Annotated in this window: 17 protein-coding genes; 12 read left to right on the forward strand and 5 right to left on the reverse strand. The window is 66.2% G+C overall.

The annotated features are described in order from the left end of the window. Positions 1-41 precede the first annotated feature (41 nt). The 5 genes from QQ25_RS16420 to QQ25_RS16440 are packed head-to-tail and all read left to right on the forward strand — an operon-like array spanning position 42 to position 4,189. Positions 42-1,079, forward strand: a complete 1,038-nt coding sequence (locus tag QQ25_RS16420) for a branched-chain amino acid ABC transporter permease (RefSeq protein ID WP_039320064.1) — start codon at positions 42-44, stop codon at positions 1,077-1,079. Further along, the gene (locus tag QQ25_RS16425) at positions 1,076-2,278 is read left to right on the forward strand and encodes a branched-chain amino acid ABC transporter permease (protein ID WP_039379603.1); all 1,203 of its coding nucleotides are present in this window, start codon (positions 1,076-1,078) and stop codon (positions 2,276-2,278) included. The genes QQ25_RS16420 and QQ25_RS16425 overlap by 4 nt, the downstream gene beginning before the upstream one ends. Beyond that, a complete protein-coding gene (locus tag QQ25_RS16430) occupies positions 2,275-3,129 on the forward strand; it encodes an ABC transporter ATP-binding protein (protein WP_039320068.1) in 855 nt (284 codons plus the stop codon). The genes QQ25_RS16425 and QQ25_RS16430 overlap by 4 nt, the downstream gene beginning before the upstream one ends. Continuing rightward, a complete protein-coding gene (locus QQ25_RS16435; RefSeq protein WP_039320071.1) occupies positions 3,113-3,859 on the forward strand; it encodes an ABC transporter ATP-binding protein in 747 nt (248 codons plus the stop codon). The genes QQ25_RS16430 and QQ25_RS16435 overlap by 17 nt, the downstream gene beginning before the upstream one ends. Before the next feature lie 3 nt (positions 3,860-3,862). Continuing rightward, positions 3,863-4,189, forward strand: coding sequence for a YnfA family protein (locus tag QQ25_RS16440; protein WP_039320074.1), 327 nt, complete (start codon positions 3,863-3,865; stop codon positions 4,187-4,189). 5 nt (positions 4,190-4,194) lie between these two features. Here QQ25_RS16440 and QQ25_RS16445 read toward each other — a convergent pair whose 3' ends face one another. Together QQ25_RS16445 and QQ25_RS16450 are read right to left on the reverse strand one after the other, a co-directional pair. Next, a complete protein-coding gene (locus tag QQ25_RS16445) occupies positions 4,195-5,079 on the reverse strand; it encodes an SCO6745 family protein (protein ID WP_039379604.1) in 885 nt (294 codons plus the stop codon). Positions 5,080-5,087: 8 nt separating this feature from the next. Beyond that, positions 5,088-5,804, reverse strand: a complete 717-nt coding sequence (locus QQ25_RS16450; protein ID WP_039320079.1) for a FadR/GntR family transcriptional regulator — start codon at positions 5,802-5,804, stop codon at positions 5,088-5,090. 123 nt (positions 5,805-5,927) lie between these two features. Between QQ25_RS16450 and QQ25_RS16455 the strand changes: the two genes are divergently transcribed. Further along, on the forward strand, positions 5,928-6,455 hold the full coding sequence (locus QQ25_RS16455) for a gluconokinase (RefSeq protein WP_039320081.1): 528 nt from the start codon (positions 5,928-5,930) through the stop codon (positions 6,453-6,455). Beyond that, the gene (locus QQ25_RS16460; RefSeq protein ID WP_039379606.1) at positions 6,452-7,882 is read left to right on the forward strand and encodes a GntP family permease; all 1,431 of its coding nucleotides are present in this window, start codon (positions 6,452-6,454) and stop codon (positions 7,880-7,882) included. Before QQ25_RS16455 ends, QQ25_RS16460 begins: the two co-directional genes overlap by 4 nt. 8 nt (positions 7,883-7,890) lie before the next feature. Here QQ25_RS16460 and QQ25_RS16465 read toward each other — a convergent pair whose 3' ends face one another. Further along, positions 7,891-8,421 carry an RDD family protein gene (locus QQ25_RS16465; protein WP_039320087.1) on the reverse strand — a complete coding sequence of 177 codons (531 nt, stop codon included), beginning with the start codon at positions 8,419-8,421 and terminating at the stop codon, positions 7,891-7,893. Positions 8,422-8,430: 9 nt separating this feature from the next. Then, entirely contained in the window at positions 8,431-9,198 is a 768-nt protein-coding gene (locus tag QQ25_RS16470; protein WP_039320090.1) for a DoxX family protein, read from the reverse strand. A gap of 144 nt (positions 9,199-9,342) precedes the next feature. On the opposite strand from QQ25_RS16470, the gene QQ25_RS16475 reads away from it, so the two are divergent. The 3 genes from QQ25_RS16475 (at position 9,343) to QQ25_RS16485 (ending at position 12,040) form a co-directional block, all read left to right on the forward strand. After that, entirely contained in the window at positions 9,343-10,041 is a 699-nt protein-coding gene (locus QQ25_RS16475) for an MBL fold metallo-hydrolase (protein WP_039320093.1), read from the forward strand. 44 nt (positions 10,042-10,085) lie between these two features. Continuing rightward, positions 10,086-10,904 carry an acyl-CoA thioesterase domain-containing protein gene (locus tag QQ25_RS16480; RefSeq protein ID WP_039379607.1) on the forward strand — a complete coding sequence of 273 codons (819 nt, stop codon included), beginning with the start codon at positions 10,086-10,088 and terminating at the stop codon, positions 10,902-10,904. 65 nt (positions 10,905-10,969) lie between these two features. Further along, a complete protein-coding gene (locus QQ25_RS16485) occupies positions 10,970-12,040 on the forward strand; it encodes a M20/M25/M40 family metallo-hydrolase (RefSeq protein WP_039379609.1) in 1,071 nt (356 codons plus the stop codon). On the opposite strand, the gene QQ25_RS16490 is transcribed toward QQ25_RS16485, so the two are convergent. After that, a complete protein-coding gene (locus QQ25_RS16490; protein WP_052235846.1) occupies positions 11,994-12,518 on the reverse strand; it encodes a GtrA family protein in 525 nt (174 codons plus the stop codon). The genes QQ25_RS16485 and QQ25_RS16490 overlap by 47 nt on opposite strands. Before the next feature lie 85 nt (positions 12,519-12,603). Between QQ25_RS16490 and QQ25_RS16495 the strand changes: the two genes are divergently transcribed. After that, positions 12,604-13,491, forward strand: coding sequence for an EamA family transporter (locus QQ25_RS16495; protein WP_101906152.1), 888 nt, complete (start codon positions 12,604-12,606; stop codon positions 13,489-13,491). A 19-nt stretch (positions 13,492-13,510) separates the two neighbouring features. After that, the gene (locus QQ25_RS16500) at positions 13,511-13,867 is read left to right on the forward strand and encodes a hypothetical protein (protein WP_039320101.1); all 357 of its coding nucleotides are present in this window, start codon (positions 13,511-13,513) and stop codon (positions 13,865-13,867) included. The last annotated feature ends 1 nt before the right edge of the window (position 13,868 follow it).

Consider the following 13,868-nt stretch of genomic DNA (forward strand, 5'->3'; position numbering starts at 1 on the left):
CGCGTTTCGTTACACACCACGAACTCAGGAGCCGCCGCCGGATGATCCACCAGTGCGTCGAGCAGTCCGCCTGCCTGGCCTCCAACATCAGCTTCAATCTGGATGGCCTGCGAGACGGCTTCTGGCAGTTGACGATCGACGGTCTGTCCTGGGGCGCGATCTATGCGCTGGTGGCTGTCGGTTACACCCTGGTGTTCGGTGTGCTGCGCCTGATCAACTTCGCCCATTCCGAGATCTTCATGCTGGGCATGTTCGGCGCCTACTTCTGTCTGGACGTCATTCTCGGTTTCACCCCGAGCGGCAACGCCTACAACAAGGGTGTCGCGCTGACCGTGCTGTACCTCGGTGTCGCCATGCTGTTCGCCACGCTGGTCTCGGGTTCGGCGGCGATCGGTCTGGAATTCATCGCCTACCGGCCGCTGCGAAAACGCAACGCCCGCGCGCTGACCTTCCTCATCACGGCCATCGGGATGTCGTTCGTGCTGCAGGAGTTCGTGCACTTCGTGTTGCCGAAGCTCTTGAAGGGCTACGGCGGCAGTAACGCTCAACAACCGATCGTCCTGGTCCAGCCCAAAACGCAGTTCACGATCTTCGGCGCCACGGTGTCGAACGTGACGCTGGTGATCGTGGGCGCGGCCCTGGTGTTGGCGGTGCTGACCGACATCGCGATCAACCGCACCAAGTTCGGCCGCGGCATCCGGGCCGTCGCACAGGACCCGACAACCGCCACGCTGATGGGTGTCTCCCGGGAACGCATCATCATGCGGACCTTCCTCATCGGGGGTCTGCTGGCCGGCGCCGCAGCGCTGCTCTACACGTTGAAGGTCCCCCAGGGCATCATCTACTCGGGCGGATTCCTGCTCGGCATCAAGGCATTCTCGGCAGCCGTGCTCGGCGGTATCGGCAATCTCCGTGGGGCACTGCTCGGCGGTCTGCTGCTGGGCATCATGGAGAACTACGGGCAGGCCGTGTTCGGAACGCAGTGGCGCGATGTCGTGGCGTTCGTCCTGCTGGTGTTGGTCCTGCTGTTCCGGCCGACCGGCATACTCGGTGAAAGCCTCGGGAAGGCGCGGGTATGAGCGAGCATCACGGTTCAGAGTCCGCCGGGGCGGTGACCAAGACGTTGCTGGCTCCGGGCGACGCCCTTCGGGGCTGGTGGTCGACGCTGCCGCGGTCGGCCAAATGGCTTGCCGGGATAGTGGGTTTCGGATTCCTGGCACTGCTTCCGCTGATCACACCCAGCTTCCTCAACACCCCCGGAATCAGCTTCGGCGGCACCATGGCACAGTTCGCGATGATCGCCATCATCGCCATCGGCCTCAACGTCGTGGTCGGGCAGGCAGGCCTGCTGGACCTCGGCTACGTCGGCTTCTACGCGGTGGGCGCGTACACGGTCGCGCTACTGACCAGCCCCGACAGCCCGTGGAACAAGGTGGGGCCCGACGGCTTCTTCAGCAAGGACTGGGCCTGGCTGTCCTGCGTGCCGCTGGCCATGGCCGTCACCGCGCTGGCCGGGCTCATCCTGGGGACACCCACCCTGCGGTTGCGTGGCGACTATCTGGCCATCGTCACCCTCGGCTTCGGTGAGATCATCCGGCTGCTCGCCGACAATCTGTCCGATGTCACCAATGGCTCGCGCGGGCTCAACCAGGTCGCCTATCCGCGACTGGGGGAGAGCGAGAAGCTGCCCAACGGGGTGTTCTCCAGCGGCAACTCGGCAGGCGAGGCGAACTACGGCACATGGTGGTTCTGGCTGGGCCTGATCCTGATGATCGGCATCCTGCTGCTGGTGGGCAACCTGGAACGCAGCCGGGTCGGTCGGGCCTGGGTGGCGATCCGCGAGGATGAGGACGCCGCAGAGGTGATGGGCGTCAACACTTTCCGGTTCAAGTTGTGGGCGTTCGTGATCGGTGCCGCGATCGGTGGGCTCTCGGGGGCGCTGTATGCGGGCCAGGTCCAGTACGTCGCGCCGCCCACATTCAACATCATCAACTCGATGCTGTTCCTGTGCGCGGTGGTGCTCGGCGGTCAGGGCAACAAGCTCGGCGTCATCTTCGGCGCGTTCATCGTGGTGTATCTACCCAACCGGCTGTTGGGCGTCGAGTTCCTCGGCATCAACCTCGGTGACCTCAAGTATCTGTTCTTCGGTCTCGCACTGGTGGTGCTCATGATCTTCCGGCCGCAGGGCCTGTTCCCGGTGCGCCAGCAGCTGTTGACCTACGGACGGTCGGCTCGACAGTTGTTACGCGGCAGCACGGAAAGCGAGCCGGTGCGATGAGCGAGCCCATGCCCGGCGTGACCGAGAGCGTCGAGGAACTGGCCGGGGTGCACCGGGAGATCCAGGCCGCCGAAGGCGAGACCCTGATGGAGATAAAGGATCTCACCGTCAGGTTCGGTGGACTGGTCGCGCTGGACTCGGTGAGTTTCAACATCCGCCGCGGCGAGATCCTGGGTCTGATCGGCCCCAACGGTGCGGGCAAGACCACCTGCTTCAACGCGGTCACCGGTGTGTACCGGCCCAGTGCGGGTTCGGTGACCTTCGACGGCGCCCCGCTGGGCCGGATCAAGCGTCACCAGATCACCCGCAGGGGCATCGCCCGCACCTTCCAGAACATCCGGCTCTTCGGTGAGATGACCGCACTGGAGAACGTCATGGTGGGAACCGATGCGCGGCACAAGACTTCGGTGCCGGGCGCCCTGGCGCGGTCGCCGCGGCACCGCAGGGAGGAGCGGTCGGCGATCGAGAGATCGGCTGCGCTCCTGCACTTTGTCGGCATCGCCCATCGCGGCGAGGAGAAGGCCAAGAATCTGCCCTACGGTGATCAGCGGCGCCTCGAGATCGCTCGCGCGCTGGCCACCGAGCCCAAGCTGCTGTGTCTGGACGAGCCGGCTGCCGGATTCAATCCGGCCGAGAAGGCGTCTCTGATCGAGTTGATCCGCAAGATCCGCGACGACGGCTACACCGTGCTGTTGATCGAGCACGACATGCGGCTGGTGATGGGGGTGACCGACCGCATCGTGGTGCTGGAGTTCGGCCGCAAGATCGCCGACGGATTGCCGCACGAAATCCGCGAAGACCCGACGGTCATCGCCGCCTATCTGGGGGTACCCGATGACGAACTCGACTGAGACCAGCAGGCCGGTGCTGCTCGAGGTCCGCGACGCGGTGGTGCACTACGGCCGGATCAAGGCATTGCACGGCGTATCGCTGGTGGTGCACGAGGGGGAGTTGGTCACGCTGCTCGGCTCCAACGGGGCAGGCAAGACCACCATGATGCGGGCGATTTCGGGCTTGCGTCCGTTGACTTCCGGATCGGTGTGGTTCGAGGGCCGCGACATCTCCCGGGTGAAGGCACATCAACGCGTCATCGACGGACTGATCCAGGCCCCCGAGGGGCGCGGCGTGTTCCCCGGGATGACGGTGCTGGAGAACCTCGAGATGGGTTGCTACGGACGTAAATTCGCGTCCCGTGCGGAGCACGACGAGCGGTTGGGATGGGTGTTCGACACGTTCCCCCGGCTGGCTGAGCGGCGGTCCCAGGTGGGCGGCACCCTCTCCGGCGGGGAACAGCAGATGCTGGCCATCGGCCGGGCCCTCATGGCGCGCCCGAGAGTACTGCTGCTCGACGAGCCGTCGATGGGATTGGCTCCGATGGTGATCTCGCAGATCTTCAAGATCATTTCCGAGATCAACGCGCAGGGCACCACGGTGCTGCTGGTCGAGCAGAATGCCCAACAGGCGCTGAGCCGGTCGGACCGGGCCTACATCCTGGAGACCGGAGACGTCACCCGTACCGGAGACGCGCGGGAATTGTTGGCAGACGACAGCATTCGTGCCGCATACCTTGGGGTCGCGTAGTCGATGGTGGGCAAATCGATCGCGTTGTTCGTGCTGGCGGCCGTCCTGGAGATCGGCGGCGCCTGGTTGGTCTGGCAAGGCGTTCGCGAGCATCGCGGTTGGATGTGGATGGGCGCCGGGGTGATCGCGCTCGGTGCCTACGGCTTCGTCGCGGCGTTCCAGCCCGACGCGCATTTCGGCCGGGTCCTGGCTGCCTACGGCGGGGTGTTCATCGCCGGGTCGCTGTTGTGGGGCATGGCCGCCGACGGATTCCGGCCCGACCGCTGGGATGTCACGGGTGCGCTCGTGGCCCTGGCCGGGGTCGGTCTGATCATGTACGCGCCACGCTGAACGGTTCAGTCCAGATGGGCGCTGTCGTCGTCGAGATCGTCGCGGCTCAGGCCCATGGGCGTGGCGGCCGGAACGTCACCGGTGGCCACCACCTGTCGGGTGATCGGCGTCAACACCCGGAACAGGGTGGTGATCTCGTCGTCGGTCAATGCATCCAGCGCACCCAACGACAGCGCGTCGGTGCGGTCCTCGATTGCCTGCTTGATGTCTCGCCCGGCGTCGGTGAGGTTGCCCTGGGCGTCCAGCCAGCCGCGTGAGCGCAGCTGGCCGGCGTAGCGCTCCCACTGCTCCTCGTCGTAATCGCGGCTGCGCATGATCATCTCGCGTGGCACCCGACCGGCCGCGGCGTGCAGCACGTTGCATTCCCGGCCACTGATCCCTTCCGAGACCAATACAGCGACGTGGGAATCGCCGCGTTGCTCGCGCAGCAGGGTGACCGCGTGCCACAGCTTGGCGATCGGCTCGTCGGGCCACGGCAGTGCCCGGTTGGCGGCGTAGAGAGGACGGCCGTCCAAGGGGGCAGTGCGGGCGGCTTTGGCGGACAGCTCGGCGGCAAGACGCGTCGACTCGGAGTCCGCGACGCCGGATCGGCGCAGTGCCGCCACCGCCGAGTCCGAGCGCAGCGCCAACAGTGTTGCTGGACTGGCTATGTCCCAGACTGCGGGCAGAGCCTTCGCGACCCGCTCTAGGGTGAAGTTGTAGAACGCGGCGGCGACGACGGCCGGCACGATGCCCAGCGGGGCCGACCGGGCGGCGAAGTAGCCCATCCAGAAGCCGCGGAAGCCGAGGGCATCGAGCGCTGCGCGCGGCTCGGGGGCGAAATAGGTGACACCGTGCACCGGTTCCAGACGATCGAAGAAACGACGTGCCAATGCGGGAGAACGGCCCATTCGCCTAGTTAAACATCGGGGCGATCACCGTTGGTCACCGCGGTGGCGGCCTCGTCGATGATGGCTCGCATCGCCTGTTCAGCGCCGTCCGCGTCCCGCAGCCGAATGGCCCGGGCCACCACATCGTGCAACTCGATTGCCGCCGGATTGGGGGTGTCCGGCATCAACCCGTGTTGGGTACGTCCGGCCAGGACCTCGGCCACCACGTCACTGAGGGCGCGGAACATCTCGTTACCGCTGGCCTCAAGGAGGGTCTGATGGAAGACCTTGTCCGCCAACAGGTATGCCTGGAGATTGCCCGAGCGCCCGTGCACCACCATGTCGGAGACGGCCGCGGCGAGGATGCGGCATTGGTCGGGGTTCGCGCGCCGGGCCGCGAGTGCCGCGGCGGCCGGTTCGAAACCTCGCCGCAGTTCGGACAGCGAGGCCAGCAGTGCGGCCCGGTCGCCCGCCTGTAGGCGCCACCGAATCAGCCTGGGGTCGAAGACATTCCACTTGCGAGGTGGCTGCACGGTGATCCCGACCCGGCGGCGCGACTCGACCATGCCCATCGACTCCAGCACCCGGATCACCTCGCGTGCGACGCTGCGGGACACCTCGTGCTCGGTGCTGAGCCGGTCCAGGGTCAGCACCTGATCGGCCGCCAGCTCGCCGGACACGATTCCGGTACCGAGCGCGGTGAGCAGGGTGGCATGCAGCGCACCGACGTTTGAGGGCGAGGACACGCTTACATCGTGTCATATAGGACGGTGCAGGGTTAAAGAACAGATCTAATCGCCCAACAGTTGCAAACGTATGCTTTTTGAGCGATGCTGTGTGACGGCAGACACACACATGAGGCGGGTTGTATGGGTTCACCAGTGGTGGTCATGGGCGTATCGGGGTCGGGCAAGTCGACCGTCGGTGCCGCGCTGGCGCAGCGAATGCGGGTGCCGTTCGCCGATGGCGACGACTTTCATCCCGCCGCCAACATCGCCAAGATGTCGGCAGGCCACGCCCTCGATGACGAGGACCGCCATCCGTGGCTGGAATCGATCGGCGAATGGCTGGTCGATCACCATGACGGCGGCGTGATGAGCTGCTCGGCACTCAAACGCAAGTACCGCGACCAATTGCGGCGACACTGCCCCGATGTGGTGTTCCTGTACCTGAGCGGATCACCGGAGGTGATTCGAAGGCGCCAGGCCAGTCGGCCCGGGCACTTCATGCCGGCGGCACTCCTCGATTCCCAGTTCGCGACGCTGGAGCCGCTCGGGCCCGACGAGAGCGGCATCGTCATCGACGTCGATCAGAGCATCGACGCCATCGTGCATGAGTACGTCGAACAAGCGGCAACCCAATCAAACACTGCGACAACAGAACAGGAAAACCGATGACATCGGCGCTCACCAACCTCGCGGCCGGGACCGAACTCGTTGAACCGGTGGCCGGCGGCGGGCAGCTGATCGTCGCCGCGCTGGCCGGGATCGCGCTGATCGTCGTTCTCATCACGATCGCCAAGCTGCATCCGTTCCTGGCATTGATCTTCGGCGCCCTGACGGTGGGTCTGGTCGCGGGGGAGAACATCGGGACCGTACTCGACTCGTTCTCCACGGGCTTCGGCTCCACCGCCGCAAGTGTCGGCATCCTCATCGCACTGGGTGCGATGTTCGCCAAACTTCTGGCCGATTCGGGCGGCGCCGACGAGATTGTGGACACCATCGTCGGCCACGCGTCCCCACGGGCGCTGCCATGGGCAATGGCGTTGGTGGGCGCGATCATCGGTCTGCCGATGTTCTTCGAGATCGGCCTGGTGCTGTTGATGCCGGTGATCTACCTGGTGGCCCGGCGTTCACAGCTTTCTCTCGTCACGGTGGGCATCCCGGCGCTGGCAGGCCTGTCGGCGATGCATGGATTCGTGCCGCCGCATCCGGGCCCGGTCGCCGCGATCTCGCTGCTCAACGCCGATCTCGGCATCACGTTGGCCTTGGGCGTGCTCGTCGCGATCCCGACGATCGTGGTGGCCGGTCCGCTGTTCGGCAAGCTCGCCGGACGCTGGGTCGTTCTCGATGTGCCCGACCGCTTCGACGCCACGGACGCGAGTGCGAACTCCGCCAACGGCACTGTCGCCGGCACCGCGACCGTGACGAACACCCGACCGAGCTTCGGCATCACCATTTTCAGCGTGCTGCTGCCGGTCGGCCTCATGATGGGCAAGGCGCTCGTCGACATCTTCGTCGACGACGAGTCAAACGTACTGCGCCAGACGTTCGACATTCTCGGGCGGCCCTTGATGGCGCTGCTCATCGCTGTGGTGGTCGGAATGTTCACCCTCGGCCGCGGTGCGCGGATGTCTCGCGAGCAGATCGTGAAGTGCATCGAGTCGTCGTTGCCGCCGGTGGCCGGCATCATCCTGATCGTGGCCGCCGGTGGTGGTTTCAAGCAGGTTCTGGTCGACACCGGCATCGGTACCCTGCTGGCGGAATGGGCCAAGGGCGCCAACCTGTCGGTGGTGCTGCTGGCCTGGGTGCTGGCCGTGCTGATCCGGTTGGCCACAGGGTCGGCCACGGTCGCCACCATCACCGCGTCGTCACTGATGCTGGGGCTCGTCGAGGGAATGAGCACCGGCGAGGTGTCGCTGGTGGTGCTCGCGGTGGGTGCCGGTTCGTTGTTCTTCTCGCATGTGAACGACGCCGGATTCTGGCTTGTGAAGGAGTATTTCGGGATGACCGTCGGTCAGACCATCAAGTCCTGGTCTCTGATGGAGACTGCGCTGTCGGTGTCCGGTCTGATCTTCGTGCTGCTGCTCGGGCTCGTGATCTGAGCCGGTTTTCAGCCTCGGACCACCTGTGTGCCGCCGGCGAGTTCGTCGTGCTTGCCCTGCTTGGTGGGGCTGGAGCTGATGGTCACCCCGATCACGATCATCGCGATGATGCCGAGGAACCCGCCCACGAGCGGGATGATCGGCAGCACGGTGAACGCGTTGCGGATCGCCGACTCTTTGGCCGTCGGCTTGGGTGTGTTGCCCGCGCCATGTACAGCCAGCCCGAGCAGCTTCTTGCCCGGCGTAGCGCCCGTCGTCACTTCGAGACCGACGAAGTAGACGAACATCAGCAATCCGCTGAACAGGCCGGTGACCCAGTAGCTCGACAGCGAATCGGTGATGAACGACAGGAAGAACGCCACGATCCCGACGATGATGCCGTCGATCACGCGGGCGAAGAACCGTCGGCCCAAACCGCCCGGGGCTTGGGTGCCATAGGGCGGGGGATAACCACCTGGAACTTGCCCACCGTGGGGCGGCGGATAGCCACCCGGTTGTCCGTACTGCCCGAATTCCGGTTGGTAGTCACCCGTGGTCATGCCACAACGCTACCGATCTCGGCGCTGGTCGAGTTGAGTTCGTGCGAGATCGGCCAGGGCCGCCGAGCGTTCGCGGGCAGCCTCGGCCAGCTCCGGCGCGCGTTCGCGGGCGACGAGGGCGAACTCCTCGGCACGTGCACGCGCCGCATCGGCGACCTCGGGACCGCGTTCACGCGCACGGTGGGCCAACTCGCCGGCCAGTTCGGTCGTCCGCTCCACGGCAGCGTCGGCCAACTCTCGGCCCCGTTCGGCCCCGACAGCAAGACCGTGGCCGATCTTCTCGGCGATGGCGCTGTCGGCGAGTCCGTCACCGCCGGCCGCCACACCCGGAACGGCCGCGGCGACACTGGCCGAGACATGGCGTGCGGCGCGGCGTCCACGCCAGGCCAGCGACGGTTTGCCCGCGGTGTCGGCCGCCGCGATGATCAGGCCGCCCAGCAGGCTCACGTCGGTCAGAAACTCCCGTCGCTGCGCCGCAGCCTGCTGTGGGTCGGAATCTTTCAGAAATGCCTGTGAGCCAATGCTTCTCGGAATCATCGTGACGGCCAGCGCGGCCGCGGTCAGCCGGGGAGCACGGCCGAGTGCCAAGAGCAGCCCACCTGCCACCTGAACCGCCGCGTTGACCCGGGCAACCGCGTCGGCATTGTTGGGAACCCCGGCCCCGACCGGGCCGGGCAGTGCGCTCAGCGCACCGAGCGTTCTGCGCGTCGTCTCGGTGGAGGCACTCGGGTCGCGCAGGGTTTCGACACCTCGGGCGATGAAGGTCGCAGACAACATGGGGCGGGCGATTCGTCTGATCAACATGAGCTAGTAGTTGCCCATAGCCCGCCTGGGCAAACCTGTGCGGTCAGGTCACCGGAGCCCGGCCGGAAGGAGTAACTTCGCAGGCGTGCGTCGCAGTGTCGGCATCGACGGTGGACGATGAACTTCGACTGGGAGCAGTTGGGTGCAGGGGTGTGGCGTACCCGGCTGCCATTTCTCGATGTGACGGTCGGACTCGTCAGTGGCGGCGAGCAGGCGCTACTGGTGGATTCCGGCACCACGTTGGCCGAGGCCGAGGGAATCGAGGCGGACGTCGCGGCGCTGACGGGGCAACGCGTCGGCCATATCGTCCTGACCCACAACCATTTCGACCATATCCTCGGTTCCTCCTGGTTCCGCGATGCTGAAATCCATTGTGCCCCAGAAGTTGCTGTCGCCATGACATCCGATCGTGCGCACCTGCGTGCGGATGCGATCGCCCACGGTGCCGCTATCGACGACGTCGACCAGGCGATCGCGGCAATGTCGGTGCCCACGCACCAGACTTCCGGCGGCACTGTCGATCTCGGTGGCCGGTCGGTGAACGTCTGCCGTCCCGGCCGAGGTCACACGAGTCACGACCTCATTGTTTCGGTGCCTGACAGACACACGGTGGTGTTCTGCGGTGATCTCGTCGAACAGTCGGGAGACCCTGTCGTCGATGCCGAGTCCGATCTCGTGGCCTGGCCGGCCACGCTCGAGGTGGTGCTGGCCGCGGGCGGGCAGGACGGAGTGTTCGTTCCGGGCCATGGTGCCGTCGTCGACGCCCATTTCATTCGGCTCCAGCAGCGCTGGCTCGATGCGCGGCGCACTTCGTGATCCCCGCCGACGAATTTAGTTAGCCCATATGCGACGATTCGCCGATGACCGAGGTTGACGCCCATTTCGTGCAGTCCGAGCCGGACAGGTTCCAGCCGACCCGCTTTGCGCAGAGCCACTGGGGTGAGGATCACCTCAACGGCCCGGCGCTGGTCGGGCTGGCGGCCCGGGCGCTGGAATGTGCCTTCGGACTGCCAGAATTTCTGCCGGCCCGGCTGACGGTCGACCTCTTCAAGGCTGCGCGTGGTGTACCGACCATGACAAAGGTGGCGTTGGTCCGCGATGGCCGGCGGGTCCGCAACTCCGAATGTGAGCTGGTGCAGGACGGCGTGACCGTGGCACATGCGACGCTGGTGCAGTACCGGTTGAGCGAGCCACCGCGGGGGCAAGAGTGGACAGGCCAGGCCCGGTTCGAACCGCCGGCCACACTGGACGCGGACCGGATGACCTATATCGGCAGCGACGCCGCGGGGTGGAGTCGCTCCATCGCCGAACATCAGAACGCGTCCCGCAAACGGTTCATGAACCGCACCATCACCGTGGTGCAGGGGCAACTGAACTCACCGTTCGTGCGGGCGGCGATGGCCGCCGAGGGCACCAGCCTGGTGACCAATCTGGGCACCGCCGGCGTCGGCTACATCAACGGCGACCTGACTGTCGCACTGTCGCGGTTGCCCGGTGACGAGTGGATCGGCGTGCAGGCCGATTCGCATCTGGCCGCCGGTGGTGTCGCCGTGGGCGCTTCGACACTGTTCGACAGTGCCGGACCGTTCGGCACCGGCCTCGTCACCGCCATCAGCAACCCCGCTGCGCAGATCGATTTCACCAACGACCCGTTTCCCGAACGCAGCGCACCCAGGTGAGGAGCTGACCCAGCGCCCGTCACCGGCCGAGGTTTCCACATCCGCGCCACCGGGCAATCCCAGGTATGCCGGTTCTGGACGACGGGTACGAGCGTGAGTTGTTACAGGAACTGTTGTTCGCCTACGGACCGTGTGGGCAGGAAGACGCTGTGCGCGACGTGTGTCGTCGAGAGCTCGAACCCTACGCCGACGAACTGTGGACCGACGCCGCCGGGAACCTCGTCGCTCTGATATCCGGCGCGCAGCGCAGCGCCCCTGTCACCAGGGTGCTGGCCCACCTCGACGAGTTGTCGATGCTCGTCAAAAGAGTTGAGCCGGACGGCACACTGCGGCTGACGCCGTTGGGGACGATGTACCCCGCCAACTTCGGCCTTGGCCCGGTGGCTGTCCTCGGTGACAACGAAACCATCTGCGGTGTACTGGCATTGGGTTCGGAACACACCACGCAGGAGACCGCACACGTCTGGCGGACGAAACCGGATCAAGGCGACAAGGCACTGGACTGGCCCGATGTCTACGTGTTCACCGGGCAACAACCCGATTCTCTCGAGAAGTCCGGCATCGGGCCGGGTACCAGGGTGTGTATCGACCGCAGCAAGCGTGAGCTGGTCGAGGTGGGCGACTACCTGGGCTGCTATTTCATGGATGACAGGGCGGCAGTGCTTTCCCTGCTACTACTCGCACGACGAGTGCACGAGAGCGGACGACGGCCCGCCGGAGACGTGTATCTGGTGTTCACCACGAACGAGGAGGTCGGCGGGGTAGGGGCGGCTCACGCCTGCCGGACGCTGCCCGGCGATCTCACGATCGCTGTGGAGGTCGGCCCGACAGAGGCCGAATACGGCACCACCGTCACGGGTGGACCGATCGTGGGCTACAGCGATGCGCAGTGCGTGTACGACAAGGACATCGCCGATCGTTTGTGCTCTGTCGCAGACCATTTGGGTCTCGCGGCGCAGCCGGCAGTGCTCGGCGCCTTCGAATCTGACGCATCCCATACCAAGGCGGCGGGTTTGTCCCCGAAAGCCGGGCTGCTCTGTCTGCCGACCCTGAGTACGCACGGCTACGAGGTGATCTCCCGAACCGCGGTCACCGCGGTGCTCGACGTGTTGGCCGAGTTCGTGGCCGGCTCTTGACTGTTGCATCTGACTGCCGGAACACCACCCAGCGCAGGGCGCTGTACATGTAGATCGCCTCGCACCCTCCGGCGACGATCCTGGCCAGGTGGTATTCGACTCCCAGCGCCGCGAGGCCACTGGAAACACCGAGGATGAACGCGACGTAGTTCAGCAGGACGACCACCACGTAGACGGTCAGCTGGGGCCCCACCGCTGCGTGCGAGCGGAAGTTCAGCGTGCGGTTGAGGTAGTAGGCAAGGCCGAACGCCCCGGCATATCCGACGGTCACCGCGACCGGCAGCGGCGCCCGTAATCCGCCGTGGAGGGCGGTCAGGATCGCCAGATCGACGCCGAAGGTGAAGGTGTTGATGAGGGCGAAGCCGAGGAACGTCGGCGCCACCACGGCATTCAGCGGCGCCGGCAGGGCACGCACGAGCAGGACGCAGAACCGGTGAAACCGCTCCGCTGTACACCCCCGACCCGCTTCGCTGCGCACATGGACACCGTCGCATCGGAAAGTGTCACGACCGTGAGCACCGAGCGAACATCATCGGAGTGCGGGCCTTTGACAGGATGGGGCCATGGCCGAACGCTGCACCACTCAGGCGGGGCATCCGGCTCGTACCGGCGCGCTGATGGCCATGGCCTCCATGCTCTGCGTACAGATCGGCCTGGCGGTCGCCGTCGGGTTGATCGACCAGGTCGGCGCCGAGGGCGCGGCATGGCTACGGCTGGCGTGGGCCGGGGTTCTGATGCTCGCGATCGTGCGGCCTCGCCCCTCGTCCTTCACGAAGTCGGCATTCTGGACCTGCGTCGCGCTCGGCGTCGTCACCGCCGGGGTGACGATGCTGTTCATGGCGGCACTGTCCCGCATTCCGCTGGGCACGGCCAGCGCGCTGGAGTTCCTGGGCCCGCTCGGGGTCGCCGTCGCGCACGGCAAGGGCCGTAATCGGATCCTGTGGCCCGGGCTGGCGGCGGCCGGCGTCGTACTGCTCACCGAACCGTGGACGGGTGACGTCGACCTCGTCGGCGTGCTCTACGCACTGAGCGCCGCCCTGTGCTGGGCCTGCTACATCCTGCTCACCCAACGCGTCGGCGACGAGGTGGCCGGCATCAAGGGGCTCGGGGTGTCCATGCCGGTCGCGGGTCTGGTCGGTACCGCGGTCGTCGGGCCATCGGTGTTTCCTCACCTGACCCCGCAGTTGCTGCTGATCGGTGTGGGACTGGCGATCCTGCTGCCGATGGTGCCGTTCGCCCTCGAGATGTCCGCGCTGCGTTATCTGAGCACCGCCGCGTTCGGCACGTTGATGGCGCTCGAGCCGGCGTTCGCGATGCTTGTCGGCCTCGTGCTGCTGCGTCAGATCCCGGCCCCGGCCGCCGTGGTCGGCATCTGCTTCGTGGTGGCCGCCGGGATCGGTGCGGCGCGCACCGGAGCGCGCGACACACCGGTCCCTGCCGAGATCGGTTGACCGGATTACGCTGGCGCCAATGTCACGTGGAATCTTCAATTCCCCCGTCGTCCGGTGGTTCAACGCGGCCGCGGTGGGCCTCACCCGAGTTCCGGTGCTCGGCCGGTGGATCGGCCACGGCGTGGTCGTCATCCGGTACACGGGGCGCCGGTCGGGCCGCACGTTCGAGACTCCGGTTTCGGTAACCCGCGACGGCAACCAGGTGACCATCAACGTGATGACGCCGGACAGCAAGAACTGGTGGCGCAACTTCCTCGGTGAGGGTGGTCAGCTCACCTTGCTGAACCTGGACGGCAGCGACCGTACTGGGCATGCCGTCGCGCACCGTGACGACCGGGGCAAAGTGGCCGTCACGGTGCAGCTCGACGCTCGCTGAG

It is taken from the genome of Mycolicibacterium setense (assembly GCF_000805385.1).
Classification (GTDB): Bacteria; Actinomycetota; Actinomycetes; order Mycobacteriales; family Mycobacteriaceae; genus Mycobacterium; species Mycobacterium setense.

Coding starts and splice junctions, on each gene's coding strand:
- QQ25_RS16445 (WP_039379604.1), bottom strand. CDS start 5,079: ATGGGCCGTTCTCCCGCATTGGCACGTCGTTTCTTCGATCGTCTGGAA.
- QQ25_RS16480 (WP_039379607.1), top strand. CDS start 10,086: ATGACCGAGGTTGACGCCCATTTCGTGCAGTCCGAGCCGGACAGGTTC.
- QQ25_RS16475 (WP_039320093.1), top strand. CDS start 9,343: ATGAACTTCGACTGGGAGCAGTTGGGTGCAGGGGTGTGGCGTACCCGG.
- QQ25_RS16470 (WP_039320090.1), bottom strand. CDS start 9,198: ATGTTGTCTGCGACCTTCATCGCCCGAGGTGTCGAAACCCTGCGCGAC.
- QQ25_RS16430 (WP_039320068.1), top strand. CDS start 2,275: ATGAGCGAGCCCATGCCCGGCGTGACCGAGAGCGTCGAGGAACTGGCC.
- QQ25_RS16495 (WP_101906152.1), top strand. CDS start 12,604: ATGGCCGAACGCTGCACCACTCAGGCGGGGCATCCGGCTCGTACCGGC.
- QQ25_RS16460 (WP_039379606.1), top strand. CDS start 6,452: ATGACATCGGCGCTCACCAACCTCGCGGCCGGGACCGAACTCGTTGAA.
- QQ25_RS16420 (WP_039320064.1), top strand. CDS start 42: ATGATCCACCAGTGCGTCGAGCAGTCCGCCTGCCTGGCCTCCAACATC.
- QQ25_RS16455 (WP_039320081.1), top strand. CDS start 5,928: ATGGGTTCACCAGTGGTGGTCATGGGCGTATCGGGGTCGGGCAAGTCG.
- QQ25_RS16425 (WP_039379603.1), top strand. CDS start 1,076: ATGAGCGAGCATCACGGTTCAGAGTCCGCCGGGGCGGTGACCAAGACG.
- QQ25_RS16500 (WP_039320101.1), top strand. CDS start 13,511: ATGTCACGTGGAATCTTCAATTCCCCCGTCGTCCGGTGGTTCAACGCG.
- QQ25_RS16485 (WP_039379609.1), top strand. CDS start 10,970: ATGCCGGTTCTGGACGACGGGTACGAGCGTGAGTTGTTACAGGAACTG.
- QQ25_RS16435 (WP_039320071.1), top strand. CDS start 3,113: ATGACGAACTCGACTGAGACCAGCAGGCCGGTGCTGCTCGAGGTCCGC.
- QQ25_RS16440 (WP_039320074.1), top strand. CDS start 3,863: ATGGTGGGCAAATCGATCGCGTTGTTCGTGCTGGCGGCCGTCCTGGAG.
- QQ25_RS16465 (WP_039320087.1), bottom strand. CDS start 8,421: ATGACCACGGGTGACTACCAACCGGAATTCGGGCAGTACGGACAACCG.